General features: G+C 48.1%; 26 protein-coding genes. 1 reads left to right on the plus strand and 25 read right to left on the minus strand.

The window, feature by feature from the left end:
* Positions 1-12: 12 nt before the first annotated feature.
* The 7 genes from A8709_RS18045 to A8709_RS18075 all read right to left on the minus strand — a co-directional run bounded on the left by A8709_RS18045 (position 13) and on the right by A8709_RS18075 (position 4,473).
* Positions 13-834, minus strand: a complete 822-nt coding sequence (locus A8709_RS18045; RefSeq protein WP_065853746.1) for a class I SAM-dependent methyltransferase — start codon at positions 832-834, stop codon at positions 13-15.
* Between the two features lie 64 nt (positions 835-898).
* Positions 899-1,195: a hypothetical protein gene (locus A8709_RS18050; RefSeq protein WP_065853747.1), complete on the minus strand. Its 297-nt coding sequence runs from the start codon at positions 1,193-1,195 to the stop codon at positions 899-901.
* A complete protein-coding gene (locus tag A8709_RS18055; RefSeq protein ID WP_065853748.1) occupies positions 1,164-1,778 on the minus strand; it encodes a DUF3990 domain-containing protein in 615 nt (204 codons plus the stop codon). The genes A8709_RS18050 and A8709_RS18055 overlap by 32 nt, the downstream gene beginning before the upstream one ends.
* Positions 1,779-1,819: 41 nt before the next feature.
* On the minus strand, positions 1,820-2,803 hold the full coding sequence (locus A8709_RS18060; protein WP_065854067.1) for an aldo/keto reductase: 984 nt from the start codon (positions 2,801-2,803) through the stop codon (positions 1,820-1,822).
* A gap of 166 nt (positions 2,804-2,969) precedes the next feature.
* Complete coding sequence (locus tag A8709_RS18065) at positions 2,970-3,359, minus strand: GIY-YIG nuclease family protein (protein ID WP_065853749.1); 390 nt, start codon at positions 3,357-3,359, stop codon at positions 2,970-2,972.
* 5 nt (positions 3,360-3,364) lie between these two features.
* On the minus strand, positions 3,365-3,847 hold the full coding sequence (locus tag A8709_RS18070; protein ID WP_065853750.1) for a DUF6530 family protein: 483 nt from the start codon (positions 3,845-3,847) through the stop codon (positions 3,365-3,367).
* 203 nt (positions 3,848-4,050) lie between these two features.
* On the minus strand, positions 4,051-4,473 hold the full coding sequence (locus tag A8709_RS18075) for a MerR family transcriptional regulator (protein WP_065853751.1): 423 nt from the start codon (positions 4,471-4,473) through the stop codon (positions 4,051-4,053).
* Positions 4,474-4,647: 174 nt separating this feature from the next.
* On the opposite strand from A8709_RS18075, the gene A8709_RS18080 reads away from it, so the two are divergent.
* Positions 4,648-5,487, plus strand: coding sequence for an SDR family NAD(P)-dependent oxidoreductase (locus A8709_RS18080; protein WP_065853752.1), 840 nt, complete (start codon positions 4,648-4,650; stop codon positions 5,485-5,487).
* A gap of 73 nt (positions 5,488-5,560) precedes the next feature.
* Here A8709_RS18080 and A8709_RS18085 read toward each other — a convergent pair whose 3' ends face one another.
* The 18 genes from A8709_RS18085 to A8709_RS18170 form a co-directional block, all read right to left on the minus strand.
* On the minus strand, positions 5,561-6,019 hold the full coding sequence (locus tag A8709_RS18085; protein ID WP_065853753.1) for a GNAT family N-acetyltransferase: 459 nt from the start codon (positions 6,017-6,019) through the stop codon (positions 5,561-5,563).
* Between the two features lie 26 nt (positions 6,020-6,045).
* The gene (locus A8709_RS18090; protein ID WP_065853754.1) at positions 6,046-6,603 is read right to left on the minus strand and encodes a DEAD/DEAH box helicase family protein; all 558 of its coding nucleotides are present in this window, start codon (positions 6,601-6,603) and stop codon (positions 6,046-6,048) included.
* Between the two features lie 158 nt (positions 6,604-6,761).
* A complete protein-coding gene (locus tag A8709_RS18095) occupies positions 6,762-7,022 on the minus strand; it encodes a hypothetical protein (protein WP_065853755.1) in 261 nt (86 codons plus the stop codon).
* Positions 7,019-7,411 carry a hypothetical protein gene (locus A8709_RS18100; protein WP_065853756.1) on the minus strand — a complete coding sequence of 131 codons (393 nt, stop codon included), beginning with the start codon at positions 7,409-7,411 and terminating at the stop codon, positions 7,019-7,021. The genes A8709_RS18095 and A8709_RS18100 overlap by 4 nt, the downstream gene beginning before the upstream one ends.
* Positions 7,408-7,974, minus strand: a complete 567-nt coding sequence (locus A8709_RS18105; RefSeq protein ID WP_065853757.1) for an HIT family protein — start codon at positions 7,972-7,974, stop codon at positions 7,408-7,410. The genes A8709_RS18100 and A8709_RS18105 overlap by 4 nt, the downstream gene beginning before the upstream one ends.
* 519 nt (positions 7,975-8,493) lie before the next feature.
* A complete protein-coding gene (locus A8709_RS18110) occupies positions 8,494-9,345 on the minus strand; it encodes a 3-hydroxybutyryl-CoA dehydrogenase (protein WP_065853758.1) in 852 nt (283 codons plus the stop codon).
* A gap of 53 nt (positions 9,346-9,398) precedes the next feature.
* Entirely contained in the window at positions 9,399-10,565 is a 1,167-nt protein-coding gene (locus A8709_RS18115; RefSeq protein ID WP_065853759.1) for an acetyl-CoA C-acetyltransferase, read from the minus strand.
* Positions 10,566-10,583: 18 nt separating this feature from the next.
* Entirely contained in the window at positions 10,584-11,741 is a 1,158-nt protein-coding gene (locus A8709_RS18120) for an acyl-CoA dehydrogenase family protein (RefSeq protein WP_065853760.1), read from the minus strand.
* Between the two features lie 127 nt (positions 11,742-11,868).
* Positions 11,869-12,783, minus strand: coding sequence for a methylisocitrate lyase (gene prpB, locus A8709_RS18125; RefSeq protein ID WP_065853761.1), 915 nt, complete (start codon positions 12,781-12,783; stop codon positions 11,869-11,871).
* A gap of 38 nt (positions 12,784-12,821) precedes the next feature.
* The gene (locus A8709_RS18130) at positions 12,822-14,270 is read right to left on the minus strand and encodes a bifunctional 2-methylcitrate dehydratase/aconitate hydratase (protein WP_065853762.1); all 1,449 of its coding nucleotides are present in this window, start codon (positions 14,268-14,270) and stop codon (positions 12,822-12,824) included.
* Complete coding sequence (gene mmgD, locus A8709_RS18135; RefSeq protein ID WP_065853763.1) at positions 14,267-15,418, minus strand: citrate synthase; 1,152 nt, start codon at positions 15,416-15,418, stop codon at positions 14,267-14,269. The genes A8709_RS18130 and mmgD overlap by 4 nt, the downstream gene beginning before the upstream one ends.
* Before the next feature lie 17 nt (positions 15,419-15,435).
* Complete coding sequence (locus A8709_RS18140) at positions 15,436-16,569, minus strand: acyl-CoA dehydrogenase family protein (RefSeq protein ID WP_065853764.1); 1,134 nt, start codon at positions 16,567-16,569, stop codon at positions 15,436-15,438.
* A gap of 222 nt (positions 16,570-16,791) precedes the next feature.
* Positions 16,792-18,300: an RNA polymerase sigma factor gene (locus A8709_RS18145; RefSeq protein WP_065853765.1), complete on the minus strand. Its 1,509-nt coding sequence runs from the start codon at positions 18,298-18,300 to the stop codon at positions 16,792-16,794.
* 120 nt (positions 18,301-18,420) lie between these two features.
* The gene (locus A8709_RS18150) at positions 18,421-20,367 is read right to left on the minus strand and encodes an ATP-dependent DNA helicase (protein ID WP_065853766.1); all 1,947 of its coding nucleotides are present in this window, start codon (positions 20,365-20,367) and stop codon (positions 18,421-18,423) included.
* A gap of 158 nt (positions 20,368-20,525) precedes the next feature.
* Positions 20,526-21,404 (minus strand): radical SAM/SPASM domain-containing protein, encoded by an 879-nt coding sequence (locus A8709_RS18155; protein ID WP_065853767.1) that lies wholly within the window; start codon positions 21,402-21,404, stop codon positions 20,526-20,528.
* A 74-nt stretch (positions 21,405-21,478) separates the two neighbouring features.
* Positions 21,479-22,282: a lipid II flippase Amj family protein gene (locus A8709_RS18160; protein ID WP_065854069.1), complete on the minus strand. Its 804-nt coding sequence runs from the start codon at positions 22,280-22,282 to the stop codon at positions 21,479-21,481.
* An 829-nt stretch (positions 22,283-23,111) separates the two neighbouring features.
* Positions 23,112-25,124: an ATP-binding cassette domain-containing protein gene (locus tag A8709_RS18165; protein ID WP_065853768.1), complete on the minus strand. Its 2,013-nt coding sequence runs from the start codon at positions 25,122-25,124 to the stop codon at positions 23,112-23,114.
* The gene (locus A8709_RS18170) at positions 25,121-26,884 is read right to left on the minus strand and encodes an ABC transporter ATP-binding protein (RefSeq protein ID WP_084225098.1); all 1,764 of its coding nucleotides are present in this window, start codon (positions 26,882-26,884) and stop codon (positions 25,121-25,123) included. Before A8709_RS18170 ends, A8709_RS18165 begins: the two co-directional genes overlap by 4 nt.
* Between the last annotated feature and the right edge of the window lie 37 nt (positions 26,885-26,921).

Here is a 26,921-nt window from a genome sequence, read left to right on the forward strand (position 1 = left end):
TTTCCACCATGCTTATTTCGTGATTCCTAGACGCATCCGATATCCAAATAAAATCGACTTTTCTTCCCCAGCGAACGCTTTCTCCACAATTTCTCGGAACGATGCAGCCTCCGCCTCAAGCTCTTTGGCACCTAATTTTAGTGCCGTTTGCAAGCTGCCTTGACTCAGTGCTAATTTCACATATCGATCCGCTGTACACGGCTCCCAATTATGGAATACAATTTCGCGTGCATATCGAAAAAGACCCGATGCTTGGATCTGCGACAGATGCTCCTCTTTGTTCCATTTGTAAGCTTGCTCCTGCTCCACTTCCAGTTCCACCGCAAGTTGATGTCCAAGCGTTGTGAGCTTCATATATTGCTGCTCAATGTCCGAATCGACCACTGGCGGCCAATCGCAATCATACGCGGCAAAGACGCCACCTGGGCGGAGAACGCGAGCGAATTCGCGCAATGTACTTTGCGGCTCCATCCAATGAAACGATTGTGAGCAAGTCACAATATCCGTAGAAGCTGCAGGCAGTTCCAACTCGTGCGATAGCGCTTTGACGAATTGCAGATTCGCCGGTCTCTGCATGGCCTCCCACTTGGCCAGTGCGACTGCCCGCATATCGTCACTCGGCTCCACACCGATGATGGAAGCTGCGTCATTCAACCACAGGAACGAAGATAGGCCTGTCCCGCAGCCTACATCCACTACGGTTTGCGGTTGCCTTCCTAAGTAGGAAGACAGAATCTTGATCACTTCCGCTGGAGCTGTGGGCCGGCTTTCGTCATACAACTCCCCAAATCCTGTGAAACGCTGTACATTGTTCGTGCGAATATGTTCAATCATGGCTTTCCCTCCTCGTATAAACTGCAAAAAAAGCTCAATCCCAAAGGATGAGCTTCTGAATACGTTAACGTATGTTCGCATGTAAACGTGCTTCCAAGTGAAGAATGCCTTTATCCTGAGCGGCTTCTTTGGCAATCTGATGGATCCGTTTCAACCAGTCTTCCGGCTTAAGTTCAATGGTCTTGGCTTGAACAAGGCGCTCGGCGTGATCATAACAGGTGTCATAGCCACCTAATTTACGAATGACTTCCACATAATCAACAACAAGCTTTCGTGCAGCTTGGGCTGTGTAACCAAAGCTCTGAATGAGTGAATCAACGATTCCACGCTCATACTGATTCAGCCGAACTTGTGTTTTCATGATAGATCCACCTGCCTCCCATAAAAATGTTATAACCAACGAGCCGCAGCGAGGTTTCCCATTTCTCTGAGGAAAACACCACTTGGTTCCCAAGACGTAACGCATCCAATTTCCGGCCGCGTGTCGTTCGCAAAATTTGATCGTAAAACCAATGTACATCTAACTTTAATTGTACTGCTTCTTCAATAATTCGTCCAGTATCCCCATCGGCCATTGGGCCTATAATGATTTCAGGATGCTTATGGCACGGATCAGCTTCCCCCTTTATCATCACCCGGCGATGACTCATTACGAATTCGGCCCAGGCCAACGAATCACTTAGAAAAATGAGCGGCTCCATCTGATTCGGGATTGTAAGTAATTCGATTTCCAAGACGCATGGATGCTCATTCCCCAAAAGCGATCGCGCTGCCGCCTTCCGTGCCCAAATCCGCGCCTGAGCCGCTGAGATGGTGGTATAGAACCCTTCCCCGAAATCACGCCCGGGTCGCCAATATTTGCTGACTAACAGCTTGTCTTGGAAAAGACTGACGAGATTATCCGTTGTTCCATGATATAAACGTTGTGGTGTTATGATGTCCATTTCGCTTCCCCCTGAAACCTTTCAACCCCTTCAGATTCGACTTAGTAGGCGCCGCGAATGTACTCGTGTACCTGTGTCTTATAAAAGGTTTGGAGACGCGCTTGCTCATCAGCTGTAAACGCAGGAACTTCTAGTGTAGCTAGATTATCTTCGATTTGCTTGACGTTTTTGAATCCAGGGATGATACAGGTGATGTTGGGATTCTCCAGAATCCAACGCATCGAAGCTCGTGCCATGTTACCGCGTCCCTCACCAATCCAAGCAAGCTCCTGCGCAAGCTCAACACCTTTGGCAAATGGCAGCCCAGCGAACGTTTCGCCTACATTAAATTGATCACCATTCGCGTTGAAATTTCGATGATCATCCGCAGCAAACGTACTCGCAGTTGTAAATTTTCCAGTTAATAAACCACTCGCGAGCGGTAATCGAACAAGAATACCTGCGCCTGCAGCGCTGGCTTGTGGAAACAGCTCTTGGGCTGGCTTCTGACGGAAGAGATTGAAAATCACTTGCAGCGCTTTCACCCCAGGCACGGTCAGGCAGAATAAACCTTCTTCAACAGTTTCAACACTCACGCCATAATGACGGATCTTGCCTTCGGCTTTTAATTTATCAAGCACTTCGAAGACGGAACCATCCTTCAAAATCGCCAGCGGCGGGCAATGAATTTGATACAGATCAATCCGTTCACGATTCAATCGTTTCAAGCTATTTTCACAGAACTGGCGAACAGCATCCTCGGAATACGTTGCAAGGTCGTGAATATCGCCAGATCGGCAAAACTTCGTTGCAATATGAATGTCATCCTCTTTCCCCTTCGTTGCTTTCGCAAGAAGCTCCTCCGCATGACCTGATCCATACACATCCGCAGTATCGAAGAAATTGACGCCTGCTTCCATAGCACGATGAAGCCCTCTGATGGATTCTTCATCATTCGCTTCTCCCCAGCCTCCACCAATGGCCCACGTGCCAAAGCTTACTTCACTTACGCGAAGTTCTGTATCTCCAAGTTGACGGTATTTCATGTTCATCTGTATCTACTCCTTCTATGTAGGGTTTCCTGATTACTTCCAATCATTTCATCTCCCATCATTTCGCCATTGATTGCATAGAAACCTGCCTTACGACGAAAAAACAGGGTACCGGCCATTGCCGGACACCCTGTGGACTATGATTATCGCGTTTATGTTATTATGTGGATCGTTTCCTTTTATTATAGCCTTTCTCGTCATATGGCTGGAGCTTCTCAATCCATAGTTCAAGCAAGGCATCGACTTCACCGCGATAGCTTTTGAGATCGGCTGGATCTAATAATACTTCATCTCGCGGTTCAATCCGATCTAACTCTTCAAATACGAAGCTGCTCCCACCGTATGTGGTCCAATCCTTTTGCAGCTCATTAAACGTGTTCATATTCATCTGTTTACCAAAATCAAAGCGATTTCGCATCCCGTCCAAATCCATACTGCCTGCCAAAAATATTTTATCATTCTGAACGTTCCGAATTTGATACACACCCATGGCTCGAAACGATTGCTTATAGTTTGTAGCAAGCTCCTTCTTCTTCTGCTTGTCTATCATGTCGATCAGTACCCCATTTCTTTTAAAATCCGTGAAAGCGTGCTTAAACGCTCCCCGATAAGCTCTCCATCATCACTTAGCGCTTGGCTAAACAGCTTCATATCTTCGTTAATTTTCTCATTATCCGTACATACGGCAACCGTCATGGCATCCCCCTGCAATCCAATCCGATCGATAACCGGATTATCTGTATCATAGGAGTTCGGGTAGCGATAAGCATCTTCTTGGAAGTGCAGCTTTGTACGGCACACAAGGATTGCAAGATCCAGCACACGGTGCAAAGGTAATTCTTCGGATTGACGAGACCATTTCTCGCCTGTGTAGCGCCATACTTTGGCAGAAATATCTACTTTCCCCCTGTCATTCCATTGAGCTAGACCAAGGGAAAGTCCTTGTGTATCGGTGTTGTCCGTATATCTGCCATCAATATTGGCATAATTTTCGGCTACGATAACTGGTTTATGTTTGAGGGTTGTTGGTATTTTCATTGTGATTCCTCCAGGGATTGAAATTGGTTGTTTGATTTTTGATTTTCATTTAGTAATTTACTAATTTACTAAATAAGAAGTTGATGAATGAAGTATACCTCAGCTTCTTTTTCAAGTCAATGGATGCGTGTGGAGGGAGGAATTTGGTTGACATCTCCCGCAGAAAACATAAAGAGCCTCCCGTGTAAGGAGACTCTTTCTATTTATATCAGCTGCGCCCGCGGCATCTTCTTCGTTGGCTCGGCTAATTCGCATTGATCAGGCATACGGCCAGACGTTAATTTCGTATCGATCACATCGATAATCATCTGTAAGGAATCGATTTGCTGCTGGATATTCTCTTTATGCTGCAGCAGTTTTTGTTGTAGATCCGGATACGCAGTCAAATCCGAATCATTGGTCAACCCGAGAAATGGCTTCATCTCATCTAAGGACATCCCCGTTTTTTTCAAACAAGTGATCATCTTCATGACTCGAAGATCTTCCCCATGATAGATGCGATGTCGATTCATTTTCCGATCCGCCTCTGGAAGCAGTCCAATTTTCTCATAGTAGCGAATGGTATCTTCCGATAATGCGGTTTGCTCCGCTGCTTGTTTAATCGTAAACCCTGCTGTCTCTCCCATCTGGATTCAGCTCCCTTTCATTCGCACACTGCCTTCTTTCTAGTATAGAACTTGGAGTCAGCTCGAAGTCAAGCCGCAAATTTCTGTGATCATCGTGTTGACTTGAAGTCGACTCCAAGTTGTATAGTCAATCCAAGCAATTCGCTCGCTATTTGAAATGGAGGAAATATAAGCATGCAAACAACACTTTCAGATAAAGTTGCCATGATAACCGGAGCAAGCAGCGGGATAGGTTTAGCATTGACCCGCCAACTCCTTCAAGAAGGCTCGCACGTCATTGCCTTAATTCGCTCAGGTTTCCCGAAAGACGATGCCCTCATTCAAGAGGCGATTCATAATCAGCAGCTACGCATTTATCAAGCTGACTTGAGCGACTTCGCTAAATTACGCGCCGCGTTAGACCAGATCAAGCGTACTGAGGAGCGGATTGACATCCTTTTCAACAACGCAGGAGGAAGTTTCGCTGATCTACAGTTTTCCAAGCAAGGCCGCGAGCTGCATTACGAACTCCAAACCGTCGTTCCCTATATCATTACGATGGAGCTTAAGGAGCTTTTGAAGCGTGGTATGTTAAAAAGAATCGTTCATACGTCTACTAGCGCATTTAATACGATGAAAAGCTTTGATCCTGAGGCGTTAGATCGGCCCGGACAATTTAAAAAGCTTTTCGGACCGTACGCGGCTTCCAAGCTGGGACTATCTTTGTGGACGCAAGAGCTCGCTGCTTCGTTTTTTGAACAAGAAGGAATTACCATGGTTACCGTGGATCCAGGTGGCAATAATACGATGCGGAAAGGTAAAAAATCCGGTATTCCCTTCTATCTCAAACCCATTATTCGATTATTTTTTCCTCATCCTAGCAAAGGTGCTTCGCTGCTATACCAAGCAGCCATCGGCGACAACAAGCCTGGGGCTTTCCTTGTGAACAACGTGCGTAAGAATTTGAAATTCGCTCAACAGGCATCTCGTGTGCTTGACAAAGTTCGCACGATTTATATGCATGAGTATTTGTGAATGAATCATAAACAAAAAAACTCCTGTCAATATGGCTTGATGCCATTGTTGGCGGGAGTTTCTCCGTTCCTACTTATAAATCCTGACTCAATCGTATCATATCTCTGCATTGTATCCCGTTTTCGAAGATCGGCTCCTTGTAGTGCCGCGTAAAGAAATCCAGATCTACCCCATAGATTCGAAAACCACATTTCTGATAAAGGCCCAGCTGTTGGACACCAGAATTCCCCGTCCCTACTTCTATCGTCTGGTAACCTAAAGTTCTAGCTGTTTCTATCGCATGCTTGACTAATTCCTTACCATAACCCCTGCCTTGCTTCTTGGTAATCACGGCGATATTCACCAGCTCGATTGTCATTGGCCTTGTCGGCAGAAGCAAATAGGAACCTATAATTTCATGATTTTCTTCTAACACATAGCATTTGCTCCGATAGACATACGACTCCACCATCCCTAGGTCTGGATCAGCCAGTAAAAACAAATGAATCGGATATTCTTCCGTCAGCTGCAATTCACGAATGTGTAACATCATCCATGCCTCCATTCTTGTAGATGGAATTACAAATGAAACTTCTCCTTGATCATGGACGCAACGTCCTGAGGACTTAAGCCCTCATTATTGATTCTCACGTAATTCTCTTGCTTGATTTCACCTTCAATAGAGTTTAAACGATACTTTTCCATGCTGGCACGCAAATCCTGTTCGGAATGCTCGACATTTCGTTTGGTAGGTTTATGTTCAAGCCTATGAGGCGTTGTATTTCGCATTACTCTTTCTTCTAATGACGCTTCTAGCTCAACGAAATAGACATCGGCACCTTTGGATTCAAAAATCATACAGATTTTATGGACAAAATCCCAGTCAGACTGCAAGTCAAACGCCCACACATAGGTGAATATCATGCCATCAAGATCGCTTTTAGAAACAGCCTCCAGGATCTCGACTCGAAACAGATCAACAAGTCGCCATGTTTCTGCGCTGAATCCAAAGTAAGGATGAAGGAGTTCAATCGTCATATGATTATGAAATAATTTCAACGCTGTTATTTTCTCAAGCTCATGCCCCACAGTCATTTTCCCCACCGCTTGCGGACCGAAAATAAGTACAAATTTCATAACAATTCCTCATTTCGTCGATGCGACTTCTATCCTTATTTTATCACGACAAGCGACCACTTATTTGGAAAATTTCGTTAACATACAAACTCTCCTACCAGCTATGTAAAAAGAAAAAAGGCCGCCTGTAGGCCGCCGTAGTTCTTGTCTAACTATGTTTAGTTATACGTGATTTTCAATCCTAATTCCAAAGCACGCGCCAACGCGGCATCGGAGAATTTTGGTTTTTTGTACTTTTCTTCAAATTCTTCCTTAGAGAGCGGTGTCCAGTTGAAATCTCGGTTCTGATACACCCACGTTTTCGTACCCCAATCCACATGAATGGTACGACTTGCTACCTTTTTCACAACACCAATCTCCAAAATAACGCCTGTCTTCCCAAAAAACTTCGCGCAGTATTTCCCAACCATTTCACTCACGATGCATCCTCATCTCCTGTTGTTAACTCACGTAATATCCCATAGGCAATCTCCATGGATTCCTCTTCAGACTGGAACTCAGCTCGAAAGGATTTTCGGAAAATACGAGAGATCGCCTGGCCCAAGCCAGCTACCGTCATATCATCCACATGTTTGGTTATGTAAATAGTGATGCTCCGCGCTTCACCCTCATATTCATCGTCAGGACTGCCTATCTCTAACAGTTGAATCGGATCCCATTGATCCAAATGATGCTTCACAACCGCAATAATCGATGAAGGATCATAGGGTAAGGACTCCAGATACTTCATTTCTTTTTTAATCTCATTCTGAATATTCCAGAACATATAATTCATTCTAGTCTCATTGGATACGGCTCGGAATTTCACTCAGTTAGCCTCCTTTGCTGTGGCGACGCCCCATAGCAGTTTATCATTTTCGTCGATAGGATGCCAACTTTTTGTTGGCTCCTAAGCAATGATAGAGCACGAATAGCTTGTCCTATGGGTGATTGTATATAATTAATGATGCTTAAATCATTAATGTAGTTAATTAAATGTGCGGCTGTTTCCTTCAACCGATTCCGGTTGTTTTTACGATCTACCGGCTCTATCCAGCCAAATCCATCTCCTTTATATCGCGGGAAAACATGTATATGCACGTGATCTAAATCATTAAACGAACCGCCGTTTTGTAGGAGCGTGACCCCATCTGGTTGAAATAAAGCTGTCAACACACGCGAGATTAACAGGGATGCTTTCATCAGAGCCAATGAAGTAATTTCATCAATGTCTGTTACTTCTGCATAATGCTTCTTCGGAAGAATGAGCACATGGCCTTCATTCAACGGTGCGATGTCAAGGATGCAGGTTACCCATTCATTTTCGTACACGATATGCGCCTGAGCTTGTCCATTTGCTAACTGACACCCTAAGCATGTTGGTTCTATCATATGTGGACATCCTTTCTATTCCCAAATTGTTATAGATATACAACAAACGGACGATCGTAGCCGGGAAGAACTAGCATGGCCCACGTTAGGCTCGGATTCCATGTTTTCAAACGGGTGTGGCTCGCATTAGGCTCGGATTCTGCGCTTTCGACCGGGCACGGCTCACATTAGGCTCGGGTTCCGTGCTTTCGACCAGGCGCGGCCTGCGATAGGCTCGGGTTCCGTGCTTTCAATCAGGCGCGACCCCCGATAGGCTCGGGTTCTGCGCTTTCGACCGGGCACGGCCTGCGATAGGCTCGGGTTCCGTTCTTTCAAACGGGCGCGACCCCCGATAGGCTCGGGTTCCGTGCTTTCGACCAGGCGCGACCCCCGATAGGCTCGGGTTCCGTGCTTTCGACCAGGCGCGACCCCCGATAGGCTCGGGTTCCGTGCTTTCGGGCAGGCGCGACCCCCGATAGGCTCGGGTTCCGTGCTTTCGTCCGAGCGCGCCCCGCGTTAAGCTCGGAATTCCGCGCTTAATCACGCATACACATAAAATCCCTGCCCCGATTTACGCCCCAGACGCCCTGCTTTCACATATTTCCGTAATAACGGACATGGCCGATATTTTGGATCCTTAAAGCCTTCATAGAGGATTTCCATGATAGAAAGGCATGTATCCAAACCAATAAAATCAGCCAACTCAAGCGGCCCCATCGGATGATTCATCCCGAGTTTCATCACCGTATCCACCGCTTCCACAGATGCAACGCCCTCGTACACGGTAAACACGGCTTCATTAATCATCGGCATTAGAATGCGATTCGATACAAACCCTGGGAAGTCCTGCACTTCTACAGGGGTTTTGCCAAACTCTTTACTAAGTTGAAAAATGGCATCAAACACATCCTGTGAAGTTTCTAGTCCACGAATAACTTCAATAAGCGGCATCACGGGAACAGGATTCATGAAATGCATCCCTATAACCTGAGAAGGCCGTGATGTTGCCGCAGCGATTTCGGTGATCGGCAGCGAAGACGTATTTGTAGCTAAAATCACGCCCGGAGGACAAATCCTGTCCAACTTCTGGAAAAGGTTTGTTTTCCAAGCCATATTTTCAGAAATCGCTTCGATCACAAGATCCACCTTTGCTGCGTCAGTGACATCCTCCGTAGGCAAAATACGGCCGATTATACTTGTCTGCTCCTCTACTGTCAGCTTCCCTTTTTCCACACTTCTCGCAAGATGCTTTCGAATAACCAGCATCCCCTTGTCGATGAAGGGCATCGTCAGATCATGCCACAGCACCTTTCTCCCAGCAGCGGCCGCTACTTGAACGATTCCACTTCCCATCTGTCCAGCTCCAACCACCATCACGGTTTGAATTGACATCACCCACCACTCCTCTTTCAGCCAACTCTGCTTATGCCACTACTTCCCTATGATTACTCTACATGAAGTAAAATTGCATCCCCTTGCGCGGTTCCGCTGCAAATGGCAGCGATCCCATAACCGCCGCCAATTCTGCGCAGCTCATGTAGGAGTGTCAGAATGATCCGTGTGCCGCTTGCACCTATCGGATGGCCGAGTGCAATCGCTCCGCCATTCACATTAACCCGCTGGGGATCCCATCCCAGTAGGCTTTCACTGGTCAGCACAACAGCGGCAAATGCTTCATTTACCTCGAAACGGTCGATTTGGTCGAGTCTCATTCCAGTCTGTTGCAATAGCTTTCGAATCGCCAAACCTGGCGTCGTCGCGATGTAAGGCGCGCGCTCACCCACACACGCGTGGCCAATTATTCTCGCCAACGGCCTCACCCCTTGGGCGGTAGCTGCATCCTTCGCCATCACAACCAAAGCGGCTGCACCATCATTCACGCCGGGCGCATTCCCCGCAGTAATAGTGCCTTGCTTATCGAAGACGGGAGATAAAGCAGCAAGCTTTGTCAAACTTGTATCTGAACGAGGCCCCTCATCGCGATCCAATACGGTCTTCCCAATGGAAACAGCAACAATTTCCTCTGCTAAAAAGCCATTGGCCATCGCTTGCAACGCGAATTGATGGCTGCGGAGCGCCCACTCGTCCTGCTCCTGACGTAGAACACTGAACTCCGCAGCCACTCGACTCCCATGTACAACCATGTGCACACGCTCGAAAGGGCACGTTAACCCATCATGAATCATGAGATCAATGAGACGTTGTTCCCCCATCCGGGCTCCCCAACGAGCCTGCATCGTCAAATACGGCGCAGAGCTCATACTCTCCATGCCTCCCGCCACAAGCGTCGTGGCATCGCCTGCACGGATAATTTGATCCGCCATCGTTACACTGCGCATCCCAGACGCACACACTTTATTGATCGTCTCAGACGTAACACTCCAATCCAATCCCGCTCTGCGAGCCGCCTGACGGGCTGGATTTTGTCCTGCACCTCCCTGCAGCACCATGCCCATAAGAACTTCGTCGATGGACGAGGGATCCAGCGATGCGCGTCGTATAGCTTCTTGAATGGCCAGGCCGCCCAACTCGACAGCAGGTACATCTTTCAGGGACCCGCCGAATTTGCCAAATGGCGTTCTCGCCCCGCCAACAATAACGCTCTCCCGCATGATCCTCACCTCCTCCACTCAAAACGCCCCATTCACCACTCGCGCAATCGCCCGCCGCTGCTCATCCATCGTGGCTTCAACCATTTGCAGCATTTTCGCATCTCGCAAATAGCGCTCGACGGGAAAAGCTTTCGTATACCCATAACCACCGTGGATTTGAACGGCTTCCAGTGTCACACCCATGGCCATTTCCCCAGCAAAAAGGTTGGTATTTGCCGTCTCGCCACTGCCACCGTTTTCAACCCCCTCACTCTCGCGCCAAGCCGCTTGATAGGTGAGCCATCTCGCCGCTTCAATTTGCGTAGCCATATTCGCAAGCTTGAAGGCGATCGCCTGCTGCTGCGCGATAGGCTTCCCGAATTGCTTGCGCGCCTTGGCATACGCTATTGCTGCATCCATGGCCGCTTGCGCTAGGCCAACAGCCAGAGCAGCGATACCGCTTCGAGCGCCCTCCAGCGTTCGAAGCGCAATCCGATGGCCATCCCCTTCCTCGCCGAGTCGATTATCTGCCGGGATGCGACAGCCATCCAGCTCTACAGACATGCTAGGTGACCCGCGTGTTCCGAGTTTCTGTTCACTTTTGCCTAGCATAAATCCAGGGGTGTCCTTCTCGATTAGAAAAGCCGTGCTCACGCTTGCCAATGGTCCATCTCCCATAGCTGCGAACACGACGTACACATCCGCCTCCCCCGCATTGGGAACCAAAAACTTATCCCCCTGCAACACATAATGATCCCCGTCACGTCGCGTTTTGGTATGCAGTTCTCCCCCAGAGGTGCCCGTTAGATGCGCCAATTCCGTCCATGCATAGGCACCAAGCTTGCTCCCCTCTGCCATTGGACGCAGATACTTTATCTTCTGCTCCTCACGCCCGAACATCGAAATAGCTGCGCCAGCAAGCGAGCTATGGACGAAAAGGGAATATCCTGTTGAAGCACAAGCTCGCGCTAGTTCCTCCAGCACCATGATGTTTGTTACGACATCAGATCCAAGCCCACCGTACGACTCCGCCCACGCAATCCCTGTCAATCCAAGCTTACCCATCACCTCAAATAATGGTCGATCGAATCGCTCCGTTTCATCTCGTAATGCCGCCCCTGGGGCAACCTCATCTATGGCAAATTCCCGTACCATTCTGCGAATCATTTCCAGTTCCTCTGAAAGGCTATAATCCATGTGGAGCCCTCCCTCAAGCCGCGACCTTACTCCAATCTACACCTTATCTTTTAGCACCTCACATACCACATACCACATACCCTATACCGTATCCAATTCTTTTCATTTTTCTTTTATCTTAATCGCCCTATTCCTGCTCCCTCCCCACCCAACTTGATCTCGCAATCGTGCCATCTAACGCTTCATAATCCTCATACCTTATCGCCTTATACAACTCGCTTCGCGTCTGCATTTCATCTAATGAACCCTTCTGGGTGCCATGCGACCGAATGTCCTCAAAAACACGCTCATAGGCTTTAGCAGCCACACGGAGTGAAGTTACTGGATAGAGTACCATGCGGAAGCCCCACTTCTCGAATTGTGCGGCCGTGTAATAAGGTGTCTTCCCAAATTCGGTCATATTAGCTAAAAGAGGGGCATCCACTTCCCTCCGAAAATGTTGAAATTCCTCCTCTGTTTCTAATGCCTCTGGAAAAATCGCATCCGCACCAGCCGCGAGATACTCCTTCGCACGCGAAATCGCTTCCTCCATGCCGTATACACCCTTTGCATCAGTGCGCGCCAAGATATAAAGCGTTGGGCTCACGGTTTTGAGTGTGCGGATCTTTTGCACCATTTCCTCCGTTGAAATGAGCTTCTTTCCGCTAAGATGGCCGCATTTCTTTGGCATATCCTGATCTTCGATCTGCACAGCAGCGACCTTCGCCTCGACCATCTCCTTAGCCGTCCTAGCGACATTCAAGATGCCGCCATAGCCGGTATCAATATCTACCAATAACGGTAATCCCGAAGCACGAACAAGCTCACGTGCGCGCTCCGCAACTTCATTGGAATAAATTAACCCTAAATCTGGCAGCCCTCTACTCGCCGTATACGCAGCCCCTGACAAATAAAGCGCCTCAAATTGTGCGGCCTTAGCGATTCTAGCCGCCATGCCATCGTGGGTGCCTGGGATTTGAAGAATCGGACCCGCTTCTACAAGGCTGCGGAACTGCAAAGCCAATTGTTGTTGACTAGGCTCCTCCTCAATGAGCCACGACATTGTGATCACCTACCTCATACAGTTCCTCTGCATGTTTATCAAATCACGAAAAGCGACATATAAGCAGGCACTGATGTCTGAATCAGCTTCTCATAATCAAGAGACAGCTTCATTATTTCTTCCGTTTGCTTACGTGGAAAACGAGTCTGCACATTGGCTTTGAACTTATCAATGACCTTGGGTAATCCCTCCGCACGCCGCCTACGGTGTCCGATCGGGTATTCACATACGATTTTACCTGTACTCGTGCCGTCTTTGAAAAAAATTTGAATCGCATTTGCGATTGAACGCTTATCTGGATCTAGATAATCTTTGCTGTATTGCTCGTTCTCCACGACGACCATACGCTCCCGCAGCGCATCAATCCGCGGATCGGAAGCTATATCATCCTCATAATGCTCAGCAGTTAACGTTCCGAATATCAATCCAATCGCCACCATGTACTGCAAGCAATGATCGCGATCTGCCGGATTATGCAAAGGCCCTTTTTTATCAATAATACGTAGGGCTGATTTGTGAGTTGTTAACATAACTTTTGTTATGTCACCTAATTGATTTTTCACACGCTCATGAAGGGTAAGTGCACACTCCACAGCGGTTTGCGCATGGAACTCCGCAGGAAACGAGATCTTGAATAAAATGTTCTCCATCACATAGGAACCTAGCGGTCTTGCGAGCGTTAGCGTTTTGCCTTCATACAGCACATCTTGAAAGCCCCAGTTCGACGCCGTCAATGCTGACGCATAGCCCATCTCACCTCCAACAGCCATTAGTGCCAATCGCACCGCACGACTTGTGGCATCACCTGCTGCCCATGACTTCCTAGAACCCGTATTCGGCGCATGCCGATACGTGCGCAAGCTCGCACCATCGATCCAAGCATTCGAAACGGCGTTGCATACCTCATCTAGGGTCCCCCCCAGCATCACCGTAACCACGGCGGTTGAGGCGATTTTCACCAGGTGTACATGATCTAAACCTACAGCATTCAAACTATTTTCGAGCGCGAGCACGCCTTGAATTTCATGCGCTTTGATGGCCATCGTTAAGACATCCTTCATGGAGTACGGCGTCCCGCCCTCTGCAATGCGTCTACGGCTGACATAATCAGCTACCGCCAGAATACTTCCCAAATTATCGGATGGATGCCCCCATTCTGCCGCTAACCAAGTGTCGTTATAATCAAGCCACCGTATCATACAGCCGATATTGAAGGCAGCCTGCACAGGGTCCAGCTCATAGCGTGTACCAGGTACACGAGCTCCGCCAATTACATCTGCGCCTGGTACAATGGGGCCCAGATGCTTCGTACATGCGGGAAAACGCAGGGCAAGTAAACCTGTTCCGAGTGAATCCATTAACACATGCTGGGCAATGAGATACGCTTCTTCACTATCGATTTGCGCATGCAAGGCATACTCAGCAATCTCTACAATGAGCGGGTCGAACACCATCTCCCTCTGCGGCAATTCATTGGGCGTACTCATTCGTTCTCGTCCTCACTTTCTGAAGAATTGCGCCGTAGTGGCGGATGTAGATCTCTTGCTCCGGTATACCGAACACGGGGGCGAAAAAGTCGATTATTCGCATGCTGCTCCATCACATGGGCCGAAATTCCGAGCGTTCTCGAAGCTAGAAATACGGGTGTGAACAGTTCAATCGGAATGCCCAGCAAGTAATAAACAGGCGCAGCATAGTAGTCTAAATTAGGATGCAGTCCCTTTTCGGTCCGCATAATCTCTTCTCCACGCACGCACATATCATACAATTCGGGTTGATTGCACGTGACTGCGAGCTGAGCTAACGCCTCTTTCATAAGCAGTGCGCGTGGATCTGGTTTCCGCATATATACCCGATGTCCGAAGCCCATAATGCGCTCCTTGCGTGCAAGCTTCGAACGAATCAAAACCTCAAGATCATCTTCCGAACCCGCTTCCAGCAGCATGTGCATGACAGCTTCATTCGCTCCGCCGTGCAGGGTTCCTTTCAAGGAGGCGACGGCGCCAACAAGCGCACCGTACAAATCCGATTGCGTAGAAGCAATCACGCGTGCCGTAAAACTCGAATTAGGCAGCTCATGCTCACTATAGACAATTAGAGATTGATCAAAAATCGCTTCCTCGATCGGAGTCGGAATCACCCCCGTAATCATATACAGGAAGTTCGCTGAGTACGACAGTGCAGGATCGGGTTCTACCAGAGGCTGCTTCGTGATCGCACGGTAGCCATATGCAACAATTTGTGGCACCTTGGCGAGCAGTCGGATCGCTTTTCGCTTATTCGCATCAGGAGATCGATCATCAAGCTCCTCATCAAAACTAGCAAGCGCTGAAATACCGGTACGCAGCACATCCATCATATCCGCTTGATCGGGCATCAAGTGCAAAATAGCACGGACATTCGAGGGTAACCCATACACAGATTGAATTTGCGATTCGATTTCAAGAAGCCTTTGTCCACTAGGTAACGCACCCTCAAGCAGCAGCCCCACACAATCCAAATAGGTGACATGGCGCGCAAGCTCAATCAGATCATATCCGCGAATAACGATTTCTTCCTTCTCGACATCGAGATATGAAATGCTGGTCTCATTGGCAATCACATGCTCAAGCCCAGGCAAGTAGTGATCACTCATGTTTTCGCTCTCCCTTCCTACGTGCTTTCAGAAAGCAGTAACCGCGAAATCACAATCCGCTGAATTTCATTCGTCCCTTCATAGATTTGTGTGACCTTTGCATCGCGCAAATATCGCTCTACCTTCCTATCCTTCAAACATCCTGCAATCCCGCACAGTTGAACGGCTCTCAAACATACTTTCACAGCCGTATCGCTGGCAAAAAGCTTCGCTATGGCAGCCTGCTTCCCGTACGTAAGCCCTTGGCTTTTGCGCCAAGCGGCTTGATAGGTCAGCAGCCTTGCGGCTTCAATGTGCGTCGCCATTTCCGAACTATGAGCCTCAAACATTTCGCTGCTTCGCGCGTCAAATCCCGCTCCATAAGCCAGTACGGCGTCTAGTGCGCCTTGGGCGATGCCCGTGGCTTGCGCCGCAATGCCAATCCGCCCGCCATCTAGGCTGCGCATGGCGATGTGGAAGCCCTCTCCCTCCGGACCTAGGCGGTTCTCCGCAGGCACTCGGCAGTCCTCAAACCTGAGCTCCATCGTGGTCGATGAGCGGATACCAAGCTTTTTTTCTTTGCTGCCGAAAATAAGCCCAGGGAACCCTTTCTCTACGATGAAGGCTGTGTAACTCTTCTGCTTGTTTGCGACATCCGTCACTGCAAACACGATATACACCTCCGCCTCCCCGCCATTCGTAACGAATAGCTTGGAGCCGTTAAGCAAATAGGCATCTCCTTCCTTCGTTGCTGTAGTTCGCATAGACCCGGCATCGGAGCCTGAATCGCTCTCTGTTAAACAATACGCGCCTAACAGCTTCCCTTCTGTGAGCGACTTTAAGTAGGTGCCTTTCTGCGCTTCCGTCCCATACGTATGAATCGCCCAACTAGCTAGCGACGTGTGCACGGAAAGCATCACTCCAGTAGAAGCACATACGCGAGATAGCTCCTCGATGACCATTGCGTAAGTCAGGAAATCGGCTCCAGCCCCGCCGTAAGCTTTTGGCCAAGGCAGTCCTGACCAACCAAGCTCGCCGATTCGGTCAAAAATCACACGATCAAACCGTTCCTCGTCATCCCTTTCTCCTGAAGTTGGTTCAATTTCCTTTAGAGCAAATTCACGAACCTTCGTACGAATATCTTGCTGATCTGCAGTATAGGACAAGTGCATGCGACGACCTCCTTCGACTTACTCATGTTGTCATCTCCTGATTGGCCGAGGTTATTGGGTCGATCGTTACAAGTAGGACAAGTTGTAAACGCTTTCAATATATGTTATATATACACGCTTTGATTAGCCAATAGACTGTGCCTCGACAAAAAAACCATCACGAAAAGCAGCTCCCGCTAGATCGGATCTAGTAAGAGCTGACGACGACTTCCTAATAACCATTTATAAAATACTTTGAATTCGCTCAATACCTTGCCTTTCGCTTTCCCAAGCTGCCTGTAACCCACGTTGGATTGCCTCTAAACGACCTGCTGAACTACCCCCGTAACCAAAAGGAAAGCTCGGATACAGCTTCCTAAAAACTTCGCTGACGTTGCGATAACAAGCTGCTGCTTCTACTAACACCAGCTTATCCGAATGTCGGTTCATCGTTTCGGATAGTAGTTGCAAGTATTTCGCAGCTTGCAATCGTGCTTCCGCTAGAATGGCCACTTGATATGCATGTCCATGCAGATCAAGCGCACCACTTTGCACCGCATCAATCCAATGCGGATATCCAGTTAAACCGAACGCATACCCTTCAAGCGCGGGTTCCTTCCCTCGCGCGTGCGCCGCGATTGCACGAAGTGCCGCCAAACCCGTTTGGGCGGGGGCAGATCGACCCTTGATCGCAAGTATAAATAGGGGTTGCTCCTCACCTGTGCGTCCAAGTTGATCATAACGAAGGGTTTGTTCCGTCCCATTGCATCCCATATAACGGAGTAACTGTTTCGGATCACTATACCCTGTGATGTAACCCCATTCATTGATCTGTTGATTCCGAACGATCACGGGAATCCCCTTGTCCAAGGACATATGGATCAACGACAACATGTGAACTAGTTGCTCAGGGGTTATCGTTGTACGTTGCGGTCTGCCGAAACACGATCCTGCGATTCCCAAACGTTCGAGTGTCTGATTCGCGGAATAGCTCCAATCAAACGTGGAGATCCCCTGCCAACGGCAGCCAGTTGCCACATTCAAACGGAATGCCTCACCGGAGATGCCCATGAGCTCCGTATACGTAAACGTTTTATTTTCCTCGGCAAAGTGTAGGGCTTCTCCCAGCATAATGGAAAGAAACGCATAAGGACTTTTGTAGTTTGGGTTTGCTAATTGCGTGCCTGTCGGTAAGTTCTTCTCTCGCCGTACTTGCAAATAGCGTGAGATCTCATGGCGAAATCGTTCTTCATTCGCTTTAACACGTGCTCGAGAAAGCACATTATACACATTGCTTTTATTCATGCCGAATCGTACAGCCAATTCATCTGGGCTTGCTTCCTCATAGGCACTTACAGTCAATACGTCCTTTGCTTGCTTCGATAAGTGATCTAAGGCGTTACGAAATTGCTCTTCGTCCTTCAATTCTTCGTTCCATTCCTCTTCAGGAAGTTCGTCGGTCACCCATTCACGCTGATGCGCTGCGCCGCGTATAGCGTTCATGGATAATCTGCGTACCATCAACCGAAACCAAGCGGTGAATTTCTCATCATCTTGTAAGTTTTGAATGTGACTAGTCAGTCGCAAGAAAGCTTCTTGCACCACATCTTCGGCTATATGCTCATCTCGAACGATTGCTTTTGACCAGGACAATGCTACGGATTGGAAACGATTAATAAGAAGCGATAGCGCCGCTTGATCACCATCTTTGACTAGACGAATAAGCTCTGGTAGATCTAGCTCTTTCTCCAATGTATTCTACACCCCTTATTTGAAATCACGATCGGAACCATTCACAGCTAACCGACAGGTTAGAAAAAAGGGCTAGACATCGTCTAAGCCCCCGATTATATATTTATCTATCAAAATCTACTACTCCGATTTCATTTCAACGCCAGCAGGTAAAACCCGTTCAATATGCTCACGCAATGACGCATTCGTAACCAGCTCATCGCTGAAAATAGCAATGATCCCGCTATCCTCACGCGTCCGAATCAAGCGGCCCATACCTTGTCGTAATCGAAGCAGCATATAAGGAATATCGACTTCTTCATATGGTGACGCTGCAGCCTCTCGCTTCGCATTAAACACAGGATCTGCCGGAGGAAACGGCAGTGCCCAGACAATTACATTCGACAGGGATGGACCCGGAATATCCAGTCCTTCCCAGAGACTAACCGCTGCCAACACGCTATGCTCGTCCCCTTGGAACGATGCGATTACGTGTGAGATTTCTTGATCTCCTTCATAGAAGAAGGTCAGCTCCTTGCAGTCCGAGCGAGTTGCGATTTCGCTTTTGAACCGTTGCAATTCCTGATGAGTCGGGAATAGAATAAGCGCTCTGCCTTCCGTCCTTTGCAGTAAGCCGACTGCCGTATCCAGTTTCTCTTGGAAGGTGCCGCCGTCTGTGAAACGAGGTGCCAGAACTTCCATCCGTTCTGCATAGTCATACGGTGAATCCACCGAGAATGAAAGATATTTCTCTAAACCTAAGCTGTTCGCCACGTAATCGAACTTGCCTTCCACCGAAAGTGTCGCCGAGGAGAAGACAATCGGCATTTTAGCTGAGAAAACATGCTCCTTGAGCACTTCTTTCACCGTTCTTGGCATGATGACAAGGCTGAGACCTGTAATGCTTTCCGTTGCCCAGCAAATAAAAGAATGATCGTTACGGAATAACGCAAGCGCCTTCTGCATCATCTCCAGATGCTCTTCCACAATTTTCAATTGATAGTCATTGAGGGTAAACATTTCTCCTTCGAAGACAAGCTCTTCCTCAATCTCGGATAAAATATCACAGAGTGTATGAATCTCTCTTTTCAAGAGATCCGACATCACGATCATCTTCCGTTCTGATCCTGCGATCGGGCGGCAGCAGCTTTCAAGCACCTCGAACATCCGTTCACTCTGCTCGATCGCACGATCAATACAGACGGCGAGCGTTTCGCGAACTTCCCCTTTTAACAATCGAATGACTAATTCCTCGAACACCATATGCTTCAGCTTATAGGTTAAAGCTTTTTGTGCCGCAGATTCCATCAGATGGCCCTCATCAAACACGACCGTGCAATGATCTGGCAGTAATGGCAGTTGCCCTTCCCGTTTTCTACCGTCATACGTCCATACATGCTCCATATAGAAGTCATGCGAACAAATGATCAGATCCGCTGATTTACGGTACGATTCACGGGACAACGTTTGTCCACAACGATGACGCTTATCACACACAAAGCAGTCCTGATACGCATCCCAATTCATGCGGTGCCATTGTTCATCGTTTAGATGCGGGTAGTTTTTGCGATCGCCGTAAGCATGAAATGTTTGTAACGCTTCCCGTGTATGAACGAAATCAGGAAGTGATTCATAGACTTCACGGTACAATCCTGTGTCCTCATGTCCGAATCGCGCTTCATCCAGTTTCACCAAACACGCGTATTGATCCGGTGATTTCGCAAGTCGTGCATCGATTTCCATATTCAAATGGCGAGCAATTTTGTCAATGTCCCCGCCTGGTTTCACAAGCTGTTCAATTAACGATTCATCGGCGCACGCAATGATGGCCGGCTTGTTCATAAAACGCGAATAGCAAATCGCATATAGTAAATAAACTAGCGTTTTCCCAGTCCCTACGCCAGCTTCCGCAAAAATCGTCGCCTTCTCCGCATAAGCGCGCTCTAGTTGAAACGCCATATAAATCTGTTCATCCCGAACCTCAAAACCTGCTTCAGGCAAAATGTCATAAAAGATATCCGCAATCCAGTCGGACACCTGCTGCATAAATGGCTGTGCATGATCATATGCAAATGGATAACGTCCCACGTTTGTGCCCCCAACCCTCAGTTTGAATCAAACTTCTATTATCTCATGAAAATGTTGTAAAAGCAAAATGGAGATGAACTGCCGAAAGCCTCACCCTCCAATGTCAAATGAAAAGCCCACTCCCCCAGCCTACTGCTGGTTGGAATGAGCCATAGTATTTACATGCTGAATCGTTCCCGATAGCCACATTTGCGGCATAATTCTTCCACGACTTCACGTCTTGAAAAGCCTTCAAACAAGCGATTCGCCCGCTCTCCCTCTACGATTTCGGAAAAAGGCGTTTGGTTGATATTCCCCAAATTGATGACCCCTTCCCCATCGAGACAACATGGAATGACGGTGCCGTCAACGAGAATGCCCGCTTGATTCCGCAAGGCGTGGCAGAAGCCAGGACCTTCGATCTCCTCCGCCTTCAAATCTGGCCACTGAAACTCGTGATCCTGATTCAGATAAACGCGATCGGCCAGCTTAACACCAGTTCCGCGGACGAATTTCTCATCAATTTTGTAATCGAGCTCGAACTCTTTCTCTAGTAATTCCAGCACTTCACGGTTACGATTCCGTTCCAAATTCGTCTGATTATCCGTATCCAGATTCCATAAGCGGAAGGAAATAATAACATTGGATTTCGCAACGATTTCCTTCGCAAAACGCAAGATACTTGTCACATAGCCTTCCTTGTCCTCAGAACCTTCATGGCCGTCAAAACTATGCAACGAGAAATTCATTTGGCGAAGAGCTGGTTTATCGAGCAGCTTGTGTCTATTTTTATTAATAAGTGTACCGTTCGTTGTAATGTTGACCTTGAAGCCCTTCTCGTGACTTAGATCGAGCAACTCATCAATTTTCGGATGAAGCAAGGGTTCCCCTTTTACATGTAAATAAATATGATCTGTATGCGGTTTGATTTGATCTAGAATGTTCGTAAACGTATCTATTTTGATGAAATTCGCTTGGCGCTTCGTCTGTGGGCAGAACGTACAAGCTAAATTACATACACTCGTGATTTCAATATAAAATTTCTTGAACTTCTTCATGGTCGATCTCCGTTCTAGCTGCGCTACTATGATAGAGGCTATTATACCAAGCAAGACGGCTGAAAGAAAGGATTTCACGCTGATTGGAAAAATAACTGAACAATCCAAGCGATAAAGTAGGCAGATGGGACCAGAAATACTTGCGCCAGCATCGTGCCCAAGAAGCGCGTTGTCATAAGTAAAGCGTAGATTTTGCCAAGCTGCTTGCGCTGAGCTTCGTCGTGGAGTGCTTTATCCGTAATCAAACCTAGCTGTGGATCAATAAATATCGTGAGCAAAATTGTAGCAATCCCGTTAATCAGTCCCGAGGCCTGTGACGCCGTCGTCGCATGATCTGGCAGCAGATGAGCCGTATATAGAGAGGCTAGTACACCTACCGAATAGAACGCTGTGACGATGATGTTGATGAACAGAAATCTTTTGGAAATACCCAAATAGCGGAATTGGCTAAGCTTTACTTTCGGCTTTTTGATGTACTTAGGCGTGTTCTTCAACTGCGCAATGGTGACACTCGAGAACAGCTTCGGAATGGAACCTGCGATTTCAAGGCGAGCAATGACTCTAGCGCTGATGTTAATAAAAGTCGGAAATAATGCGATGGCAATGACCGTCCCGACAGACGAAGCCAACAGTGTGATCCGCAAATAATGCACTAAGTCGAAGGTCGGATTCTTCTTGGCGAAATCAACAAAATGCGCCGTCATTGGCGCCTGAATGAGATTCGCTGTCCGTGACACGAGCACGACAATACCGACAAGTGACAATGCGACGGCGAGTTTATTCAAGCGCACCCCTGCGTAGCGGATCGAATACGAGAGCGTCTCTGCGGTGTGGATGATCATCGTTAGAATGAAGACCAGAATGAGCGTGTTGATCATAGGGAGAATCATCCTTTGTGTAAGTGATGGTGGTAAAAGCATAAGAAAACCCACCTTTTGTCGCAGCATCGGGTGGGTTTGTGTGGGTTATGGTGATGTGAATTGATATAGAGCCTTGATTTGGCGTGCTTTTCCAGCTAAAAAAGCTTCTTGCTCCCACTTCGGGAGTTCGGCTTGAGATTTCAAGATCTGTACACGCTTCTAAGCGGATGTCCGGCAGTAATAGATGGAAAACATGCAGCTAATTTCTGTGTAATCGCCGCTTTTCAACCTTTAGATGGAAAACATGTAGTTAATTTCGCTGTTTTCGGAGTTATCGGCGAATTTGCTTGAAATTAACTGTATGTAATCCAGTTATTCTGTAATTCAGCGAAAAGTTATTATTTTTAGCTGTAGTTTATACAGTTAATGCATTTGATTTAATTAACAGTTTATATCGTCGCTGGTTTCCAATGCTCAATAGTGTTGCAAGTACTGATTAGCTAGAGTTGTAATATGGTGTTGGGTGCAGCAGCGATAAAGTAGATTTGGTTAACAGTGCTTGATGCTAGGATAGCTTAGATTTCGTTAACTATGCTTGGTGCTACGATACCGTAGAATTCGTTAACTGTGCTTGGTGCTACGATACCGTAGAATTCGTTAACTGTGCTTGGCGCTACGATAGCGTAGATTTCGTTAATTGTAATTGGTGCTACGATAGCGTAGATTTCGTTAATTGTGCTTGGTGCTACGATAAAGTAGATTAACTCATCCGTTGGTTCTATTATTCGAGGCTTCGCAGCAATTTCCTTTATTTGTCATTCACTTCGACAAAGGAAGTTTAATTCAGCTACGCCTTTCGGTCATCCCCGTACCACAACTCGCGGAATGTAGAGCTGCGAAGCAATAGTTCCTCCGACGTGCCCTCGGCCTCGATGCGGCCGTCTTTCATCACGATGATGTGATCGGCACGTGTCAACGCGGTTTTGCGATGTGAGACGACGAGACACGTCGCTTCACGGCGGCGCTGGAACATCCGCTCCCAGAGCTTCTGCTCGGTCTCGACGTCGAGCGCGCTCGACAGGTCGTCGAAGACGTACAGCTCGGCGTCGCGCACGAGCATGCGAGCCGCGGCCGTCCGCTGCGCTTGGCCGCCGGAGAGCTTCACCCCACGCGGGCCGATGACCGTGTCAAGCCCGCCAGGCAGCTGCGCGACGTCGTACTCGAGCACCGCCGCGTTCAGTGCCTGCTGCAAGCTGTCGCCTTGCTCCGCTTGCCCGAGCAACACATTATTGCGCAGCGTATCGCTGTATAACCGCGGCACTTGCGCGGTGTAGGCGCTCTGCGGCGGTGTAAAGAAGGTGCCCGGATCTTCGACGGGCACACCGTTCCACGCGATCGTTCCTCCTTCTTTGGGCAGCAGCCCAAGAAGGGAACGCACTAGCGTGGTTTTGCCAGAACCGATCGTTCCCGTAATCACGGTGAACGATCCTCGCTGCATAGCGAAGTGAATGTCAGCGATACCTCTACCCGTTTCCGGGTAGGTGTAGCTGAGCCCATTCACTTCTAGGCGCTGCAACGGCGGAGCAATCACGCCGTCATCCGCTTGGTCTTGAACTTGATCTTGCTCTTGATCTTGCTTTTGAGCTTGGTCTTGAACTTCATCTTGCTCTTGCTCTTGCTCTTGAACTTGCTCTTGCTCTTGACCTTGAACTTGCTCTTGCTCTTGATCTTGCTTTCGAACTTGCTCTTGAACTTGCTTTTGCCCCCTCCTTTTTTCCTGCCCTTGAACTTCCACCAAATCATTTCCACGAGCCCCAACAGCCTTACCAACCATGGAAGCCGCGCTCGTCTTTACACCCACCCGCTCCTTCTTCAAATAAAGCGGCCTCACCATCGTCAACACCTTCGCCGACGCGCCCTGTAACAGAAACGTCAACCGCTTGAGCGAAACACTCATTTGCTTAAAATACGTAATAAACTTCCCTACATTTGTAATGAACTGCGTCACGAAAGTTAAATAATAGACGAATAACGCTAAGTCGCCGACACTGAATGTCCCTGCTCTCATTTTCGTACCAGCTAACAGAAGCAGCAAGCCTGTTCCCAAATTCACCGAGTTCGAGAACACGGAGTCGAGCAATTCGCTCATCAAGCGATCCTTGAGCATCGCTTTTCGGCGAGAATCGCCAAAGCTGCGAAAGCGATCGATCACTCTTTTCTCAGCGCCAGCGACTTGAATCGCCTGTACATTCCCGAACATTTCGCTAATTTCACCTGTTACCTTCGAGGTGGATTCTCGGCTGGCTGCGCGGTATTTCTGTAGACGTACCGTGGCCAATTGCGCAGCCGTGATGACGATCACGATTGGCATAAACACAAGCAAAGTCATTTGGGCATCGATGCGGATTAGTATGTATCCTGACACAAGCGCGAAGACGGTCATCCCAAACACATCGACCGACCAGCTGACCGCTTCTTCCGATTGATCCACATCGTCTCGGAAATGGCTGATCGCTTCTCCCGGTGAAACCGGAATAGCTTGTGCGCCGGGCTGCTTCAGTACATGCTCAAGCAAGTTACGTCGCAGGAGCATCCCCATCCGAAAACGGAATTGCACATCGGTAATGAACCCAACAATGATCAGCAATATTCTTCCTAACGCTGCCGCAATCAGCAGGGCAATTAAGCCCCAAACCCCAATACTTAACGTGGATTTCTCCGTCAAAGAATCAAAAAAAGCTTTCGTGATGAGACCCGGCGCAATCGGAGCCAAATAAATGATCGTCCACGCAAGGGCATTGATGAAGTAGCGAAAAGGCCGGTACATGATCAGTCCTTTTAAATATTGAAATGTCGTCATGCCAGCACCTCCTCTAGTCCAGTGGCGAGTAATTGGCTAAAGCGGGAATTCGGATCAGCGGCTAGCCGTTCTCTTTTGCCAGATTCCAAAACGCGCCCTGCATCTAAAATAACAATATGATCCGCACGTTGAACCGTAGCAAGTCGATGAGCAATCATGATACATGAACGCTCTTTCAGCAGCCTAGAGACAGCCTTCTCCATTCGTTGCTCGGTCAAAGGATCCAATCTCGATGACGCCTCATCCATGATCACAAGCCCGGGATTGGTTAGAAAAACCCGTGCGAACGCCAATAATTGCGCTTCCCCCGCAGATAAGCTGCTTCCTCCTGACGCAAGTCCCGTGTCCAGGCCTTCCGGCATAGCCTCATACCAAGCACCCAAACCTAATTCCTGCAGCACCTCAATGATCTGCTCATCCCGAATTGTCTCATCATAAAAGGTTAAATTATCGCGAATTGTCCCTTGGATAATTTCGATATTTTGCGTCACGAGTGCGACACGCTTTCTTAACTCAATTAATGTGCAATCACGGATATTCGTCCCGCCGAGTGCAATCACGCCGCTTTGCGGATCGTAAAATCGTAGTAATAGCCTAGCTAATGTAGACTTCCCGCTCCCCGTACGGCCCAGTAAGCCGAGCACTTCACCAGGCTTCAAGGTCATCGATAATTCATCTATCGTCGGTTGATCCTCATCATAACTAAACGTGACTTTTTGAAAATCAACGGATAACGGTCCTGCTGGAAGTTGAGCGCCTGGTCCATCTTGTATCTTCGATTGAATCGCGAATAACGCTCGAATGCGTGAGATACTAGCATCTGCTTTTTGCAAATCTTCCATTTGCGTTCGAATCTTCTCAATCGGCTTCGCCAGTAATTCGGTATAGAAGAAGATCAAATAAACTGTACCAAGCGAAATGTGATGGCCATGCCATAAGTAGGCGCTGATCCCGAAAGCCATCGCATTCCCTAAAGCGAACACGAAGATCGACATGTTCCACATTGCACAAAAGCCGAGAAAAGCTTTGACACGCAGCGGAAGCATCGTTCTAAGCATCGTATAGAAGCGATTCATCACGAAGCTCACAGCGCCATTAGCCCGAATGTCCTCTGTTCCCTCCAAATGCTCACCGATAAAGCCATAAAACTCAGCGTTCGCTTGACGCCATTTTGCCCAAACCGGTACCGCGAATTGACGAATCCATTGAATCATGTAGATCGCGAATACAACGAATACGGCCATCCCCGTTCCAATCAGCCAGTTCTCGCGAAATAAAAGAACGAGAATGCCAGCCATCAACAGCACGTTCCCCAACAAATGAATGATCATAGAAGAGAAGAAATTCGCAAGCGCATTCACATCGCCATCCACTCGCTCAATTAGCGATCCTGATGTCTGGCTTTTATGAAACGTCATATCCAAAGACAAACAATGTGCCGCCAAGTCGACGCGCAGCTTATTCGTCGTTTTCCAGCCCACATTTTCGCTAAAATAGGTAGCAATCACTGAGACAAGCTGCTGGATCAGCGCAAATCCGATAAACAGCATCGCAGCTGTGAAAAGTGGCTTCATCGCCCCTTGCGACTGAGCCGTATCGATAAAATAGCGAATAATTTGCGGATTAATCAGCTGCAGCCCGATGGAAGCAAATAACAGCAGTGTCAGTCCGATCAGCGTTCCCTTCTGGGGAAACAGATAGCGGCCCAGCAACTCGCGGTATTGTCCCATAGAGTTGCTGTTCTTGCGGTTTTTGTTCATAAAAATGGAGTCCTCCGTATTCCTCTTGACGTACACT

Origin of the sequence: Paenibacillus pectinilyticus, from assembly GCF_001700435.1 — a bacterium.
Lineage (GTDB): Bacteria > Bacillota > Bacilli > Paenibacillales > NBRC-103111 > Paenibacillus_E > Paenibacillus_E pectinilyticus.

Bases quoted from the DNA above. Each gene is read 5' to 3' on its own strand.
- prpB (WP_065853761.1), bottom strand. From the start codon at position 12,783: ATGTCGTGGCTCATTGAGGAGGAGCCTAGTCAACAACAATTGGCTTTG.
- A8709_RS18140 (WP_065853764.1), bottom strand. From the start codon at position 16,569: ATGCACTTGTCCTATACTGCAGATCAGCAAGATATTCGTACGAAGGTT.
- A8709_RS18130 (WP_065853762.1), bottom strand. From the start codon at position 14,270: ATGAGTACGCCCAATGAATTGCCGCAGAGGGAGATGGTGTTCGACCCG.
- A8709_RS18155 (WP_065853767.1), bottom strand. From the start codon at position 21,404: ATGAAGAAGTTCAAGAAATTTTATATTGAAATCACGAGTGTATGTAAT.
- A8709_RS18065 (WP_065853749.1), bottom strand. From the start codon at position 3,359: ATGATAGACAAGCAGAAGAAGAAGGAGCTTGCTACAAACTATAAGCAA.
- A8709_RS18055 (WP_065853748.1), bottom strand. From the start codon at position 1,778: ATGGACATCATAACACCACAACGTTTATATCATGGAACAACGGATAAT.
- A8709_RS18045 (WP_065853746.1), bottom strand. From the start codon at position 834: ATGATTGAACATATTCGCACGAACAATGTACAGCGTTTCACAGGATTT.
- A8709_RS18165 (WP_065853768.1), bottom strand. From the start codon at position 25,124: ATGACGACATTTCAATATTTAAAAGGACTGATCATGTACCGGCCTTTT.
- A8709_RS18160 (WP_065854069.1), bottom strand. From the start codon at position 22,282: ATGATCAACACGCTCATTCTGGTCTTCATTCTAACGATGATCATCCAC.
- A8709_RS18060 (WP_065854067.1), bottom strand. From the start codon at position 2,803: ATGAAATACCGTCAACTTGGAGATACAGAACTTCGCGTAAGTGAAGTA.
- A8709_RS18050 (WP_065853747.1), bottom strand. From the start codon at position 1,195: ATGAAAACACAAGTTCGGCTGAATCAGTATGAGCGTGGAATCGTTGAT.
- A8709_RS18115 (WP_065853759.1), bottom strand. From the start codon at position 10,565: ATGCGGGAGAGCGTTATTGTTGGCGGGGCGAGAACGCCATTTGGCAAA.
- A8709_RS18105 (WP_065853757.1), bottom strand. From the start codon at position 7,974: ATGATAGAACCAACATGCTTAGGGTGTCAGTTAGCAAATGGACAAGCT.
- A8709_RS18085 (WP_065853753.1), bottom strand. From the start codon at position 6,019: ATGATGTTACACATTCGTGAATTGCAGCTGACGGAAGAATATCCGATT.
- A8709_RS18110 (WP_065853758.1), bottom strand. From the start codon at position 9,345: ATGTCAATTCAAACCGTGATGGTGGTTGGAGCTGGACAGATGGGAAGT.
- A8709_RS18075 (WP_065853751.1), bottom strand. From the start codon at position 4,473: ATGGGAGAGACAGCAGGGTTTACGATTAAACAAGCAGCGGAGCAAACC.
- A8709_RS18170 (WP_084225098.1), bottom strand. From the start codon at position 26,884: ATGAACAAAAACCGCAAGAACAGCAACTCTATGGGACAATACCGCGAG.
- mmgD (WP_065853763.1), bottom strand. From the start codon at position 15,418: ATGAGTGATCACTACTTGCCTGGGCTTGAGCATGTGATTGCCAATGAG.
- A8709_RS18090 (WP_065853754.1), bottom strand. From the start codon at position 6,603: ATGAAATTTGTACTTATTTTCGGTCCGCAAGCGGTGGGGAAAATGACT.
- A8709_RS18080 (WP_065853752.1), top strand. From the start codon at position 4,648: ATGCAAACAACACTTTCAGATAAAGTTGCCATGATAACCGGAGCAAGC.
- A8709_RS18120 (WP_065853760.1), bottom strand. From the start codon at position 11,741: ATGGATTATAGCCTTTCAGAGGAACTGGAAATGATTCGCAGAATGGTA.
- A8709_RS18070 (WP_065853750.1), bottom strand. From the start codon at position 3,847: ATGAAAATACCAACAACCCTCAAACATAAACCAGTTATCGTAGCCGAA.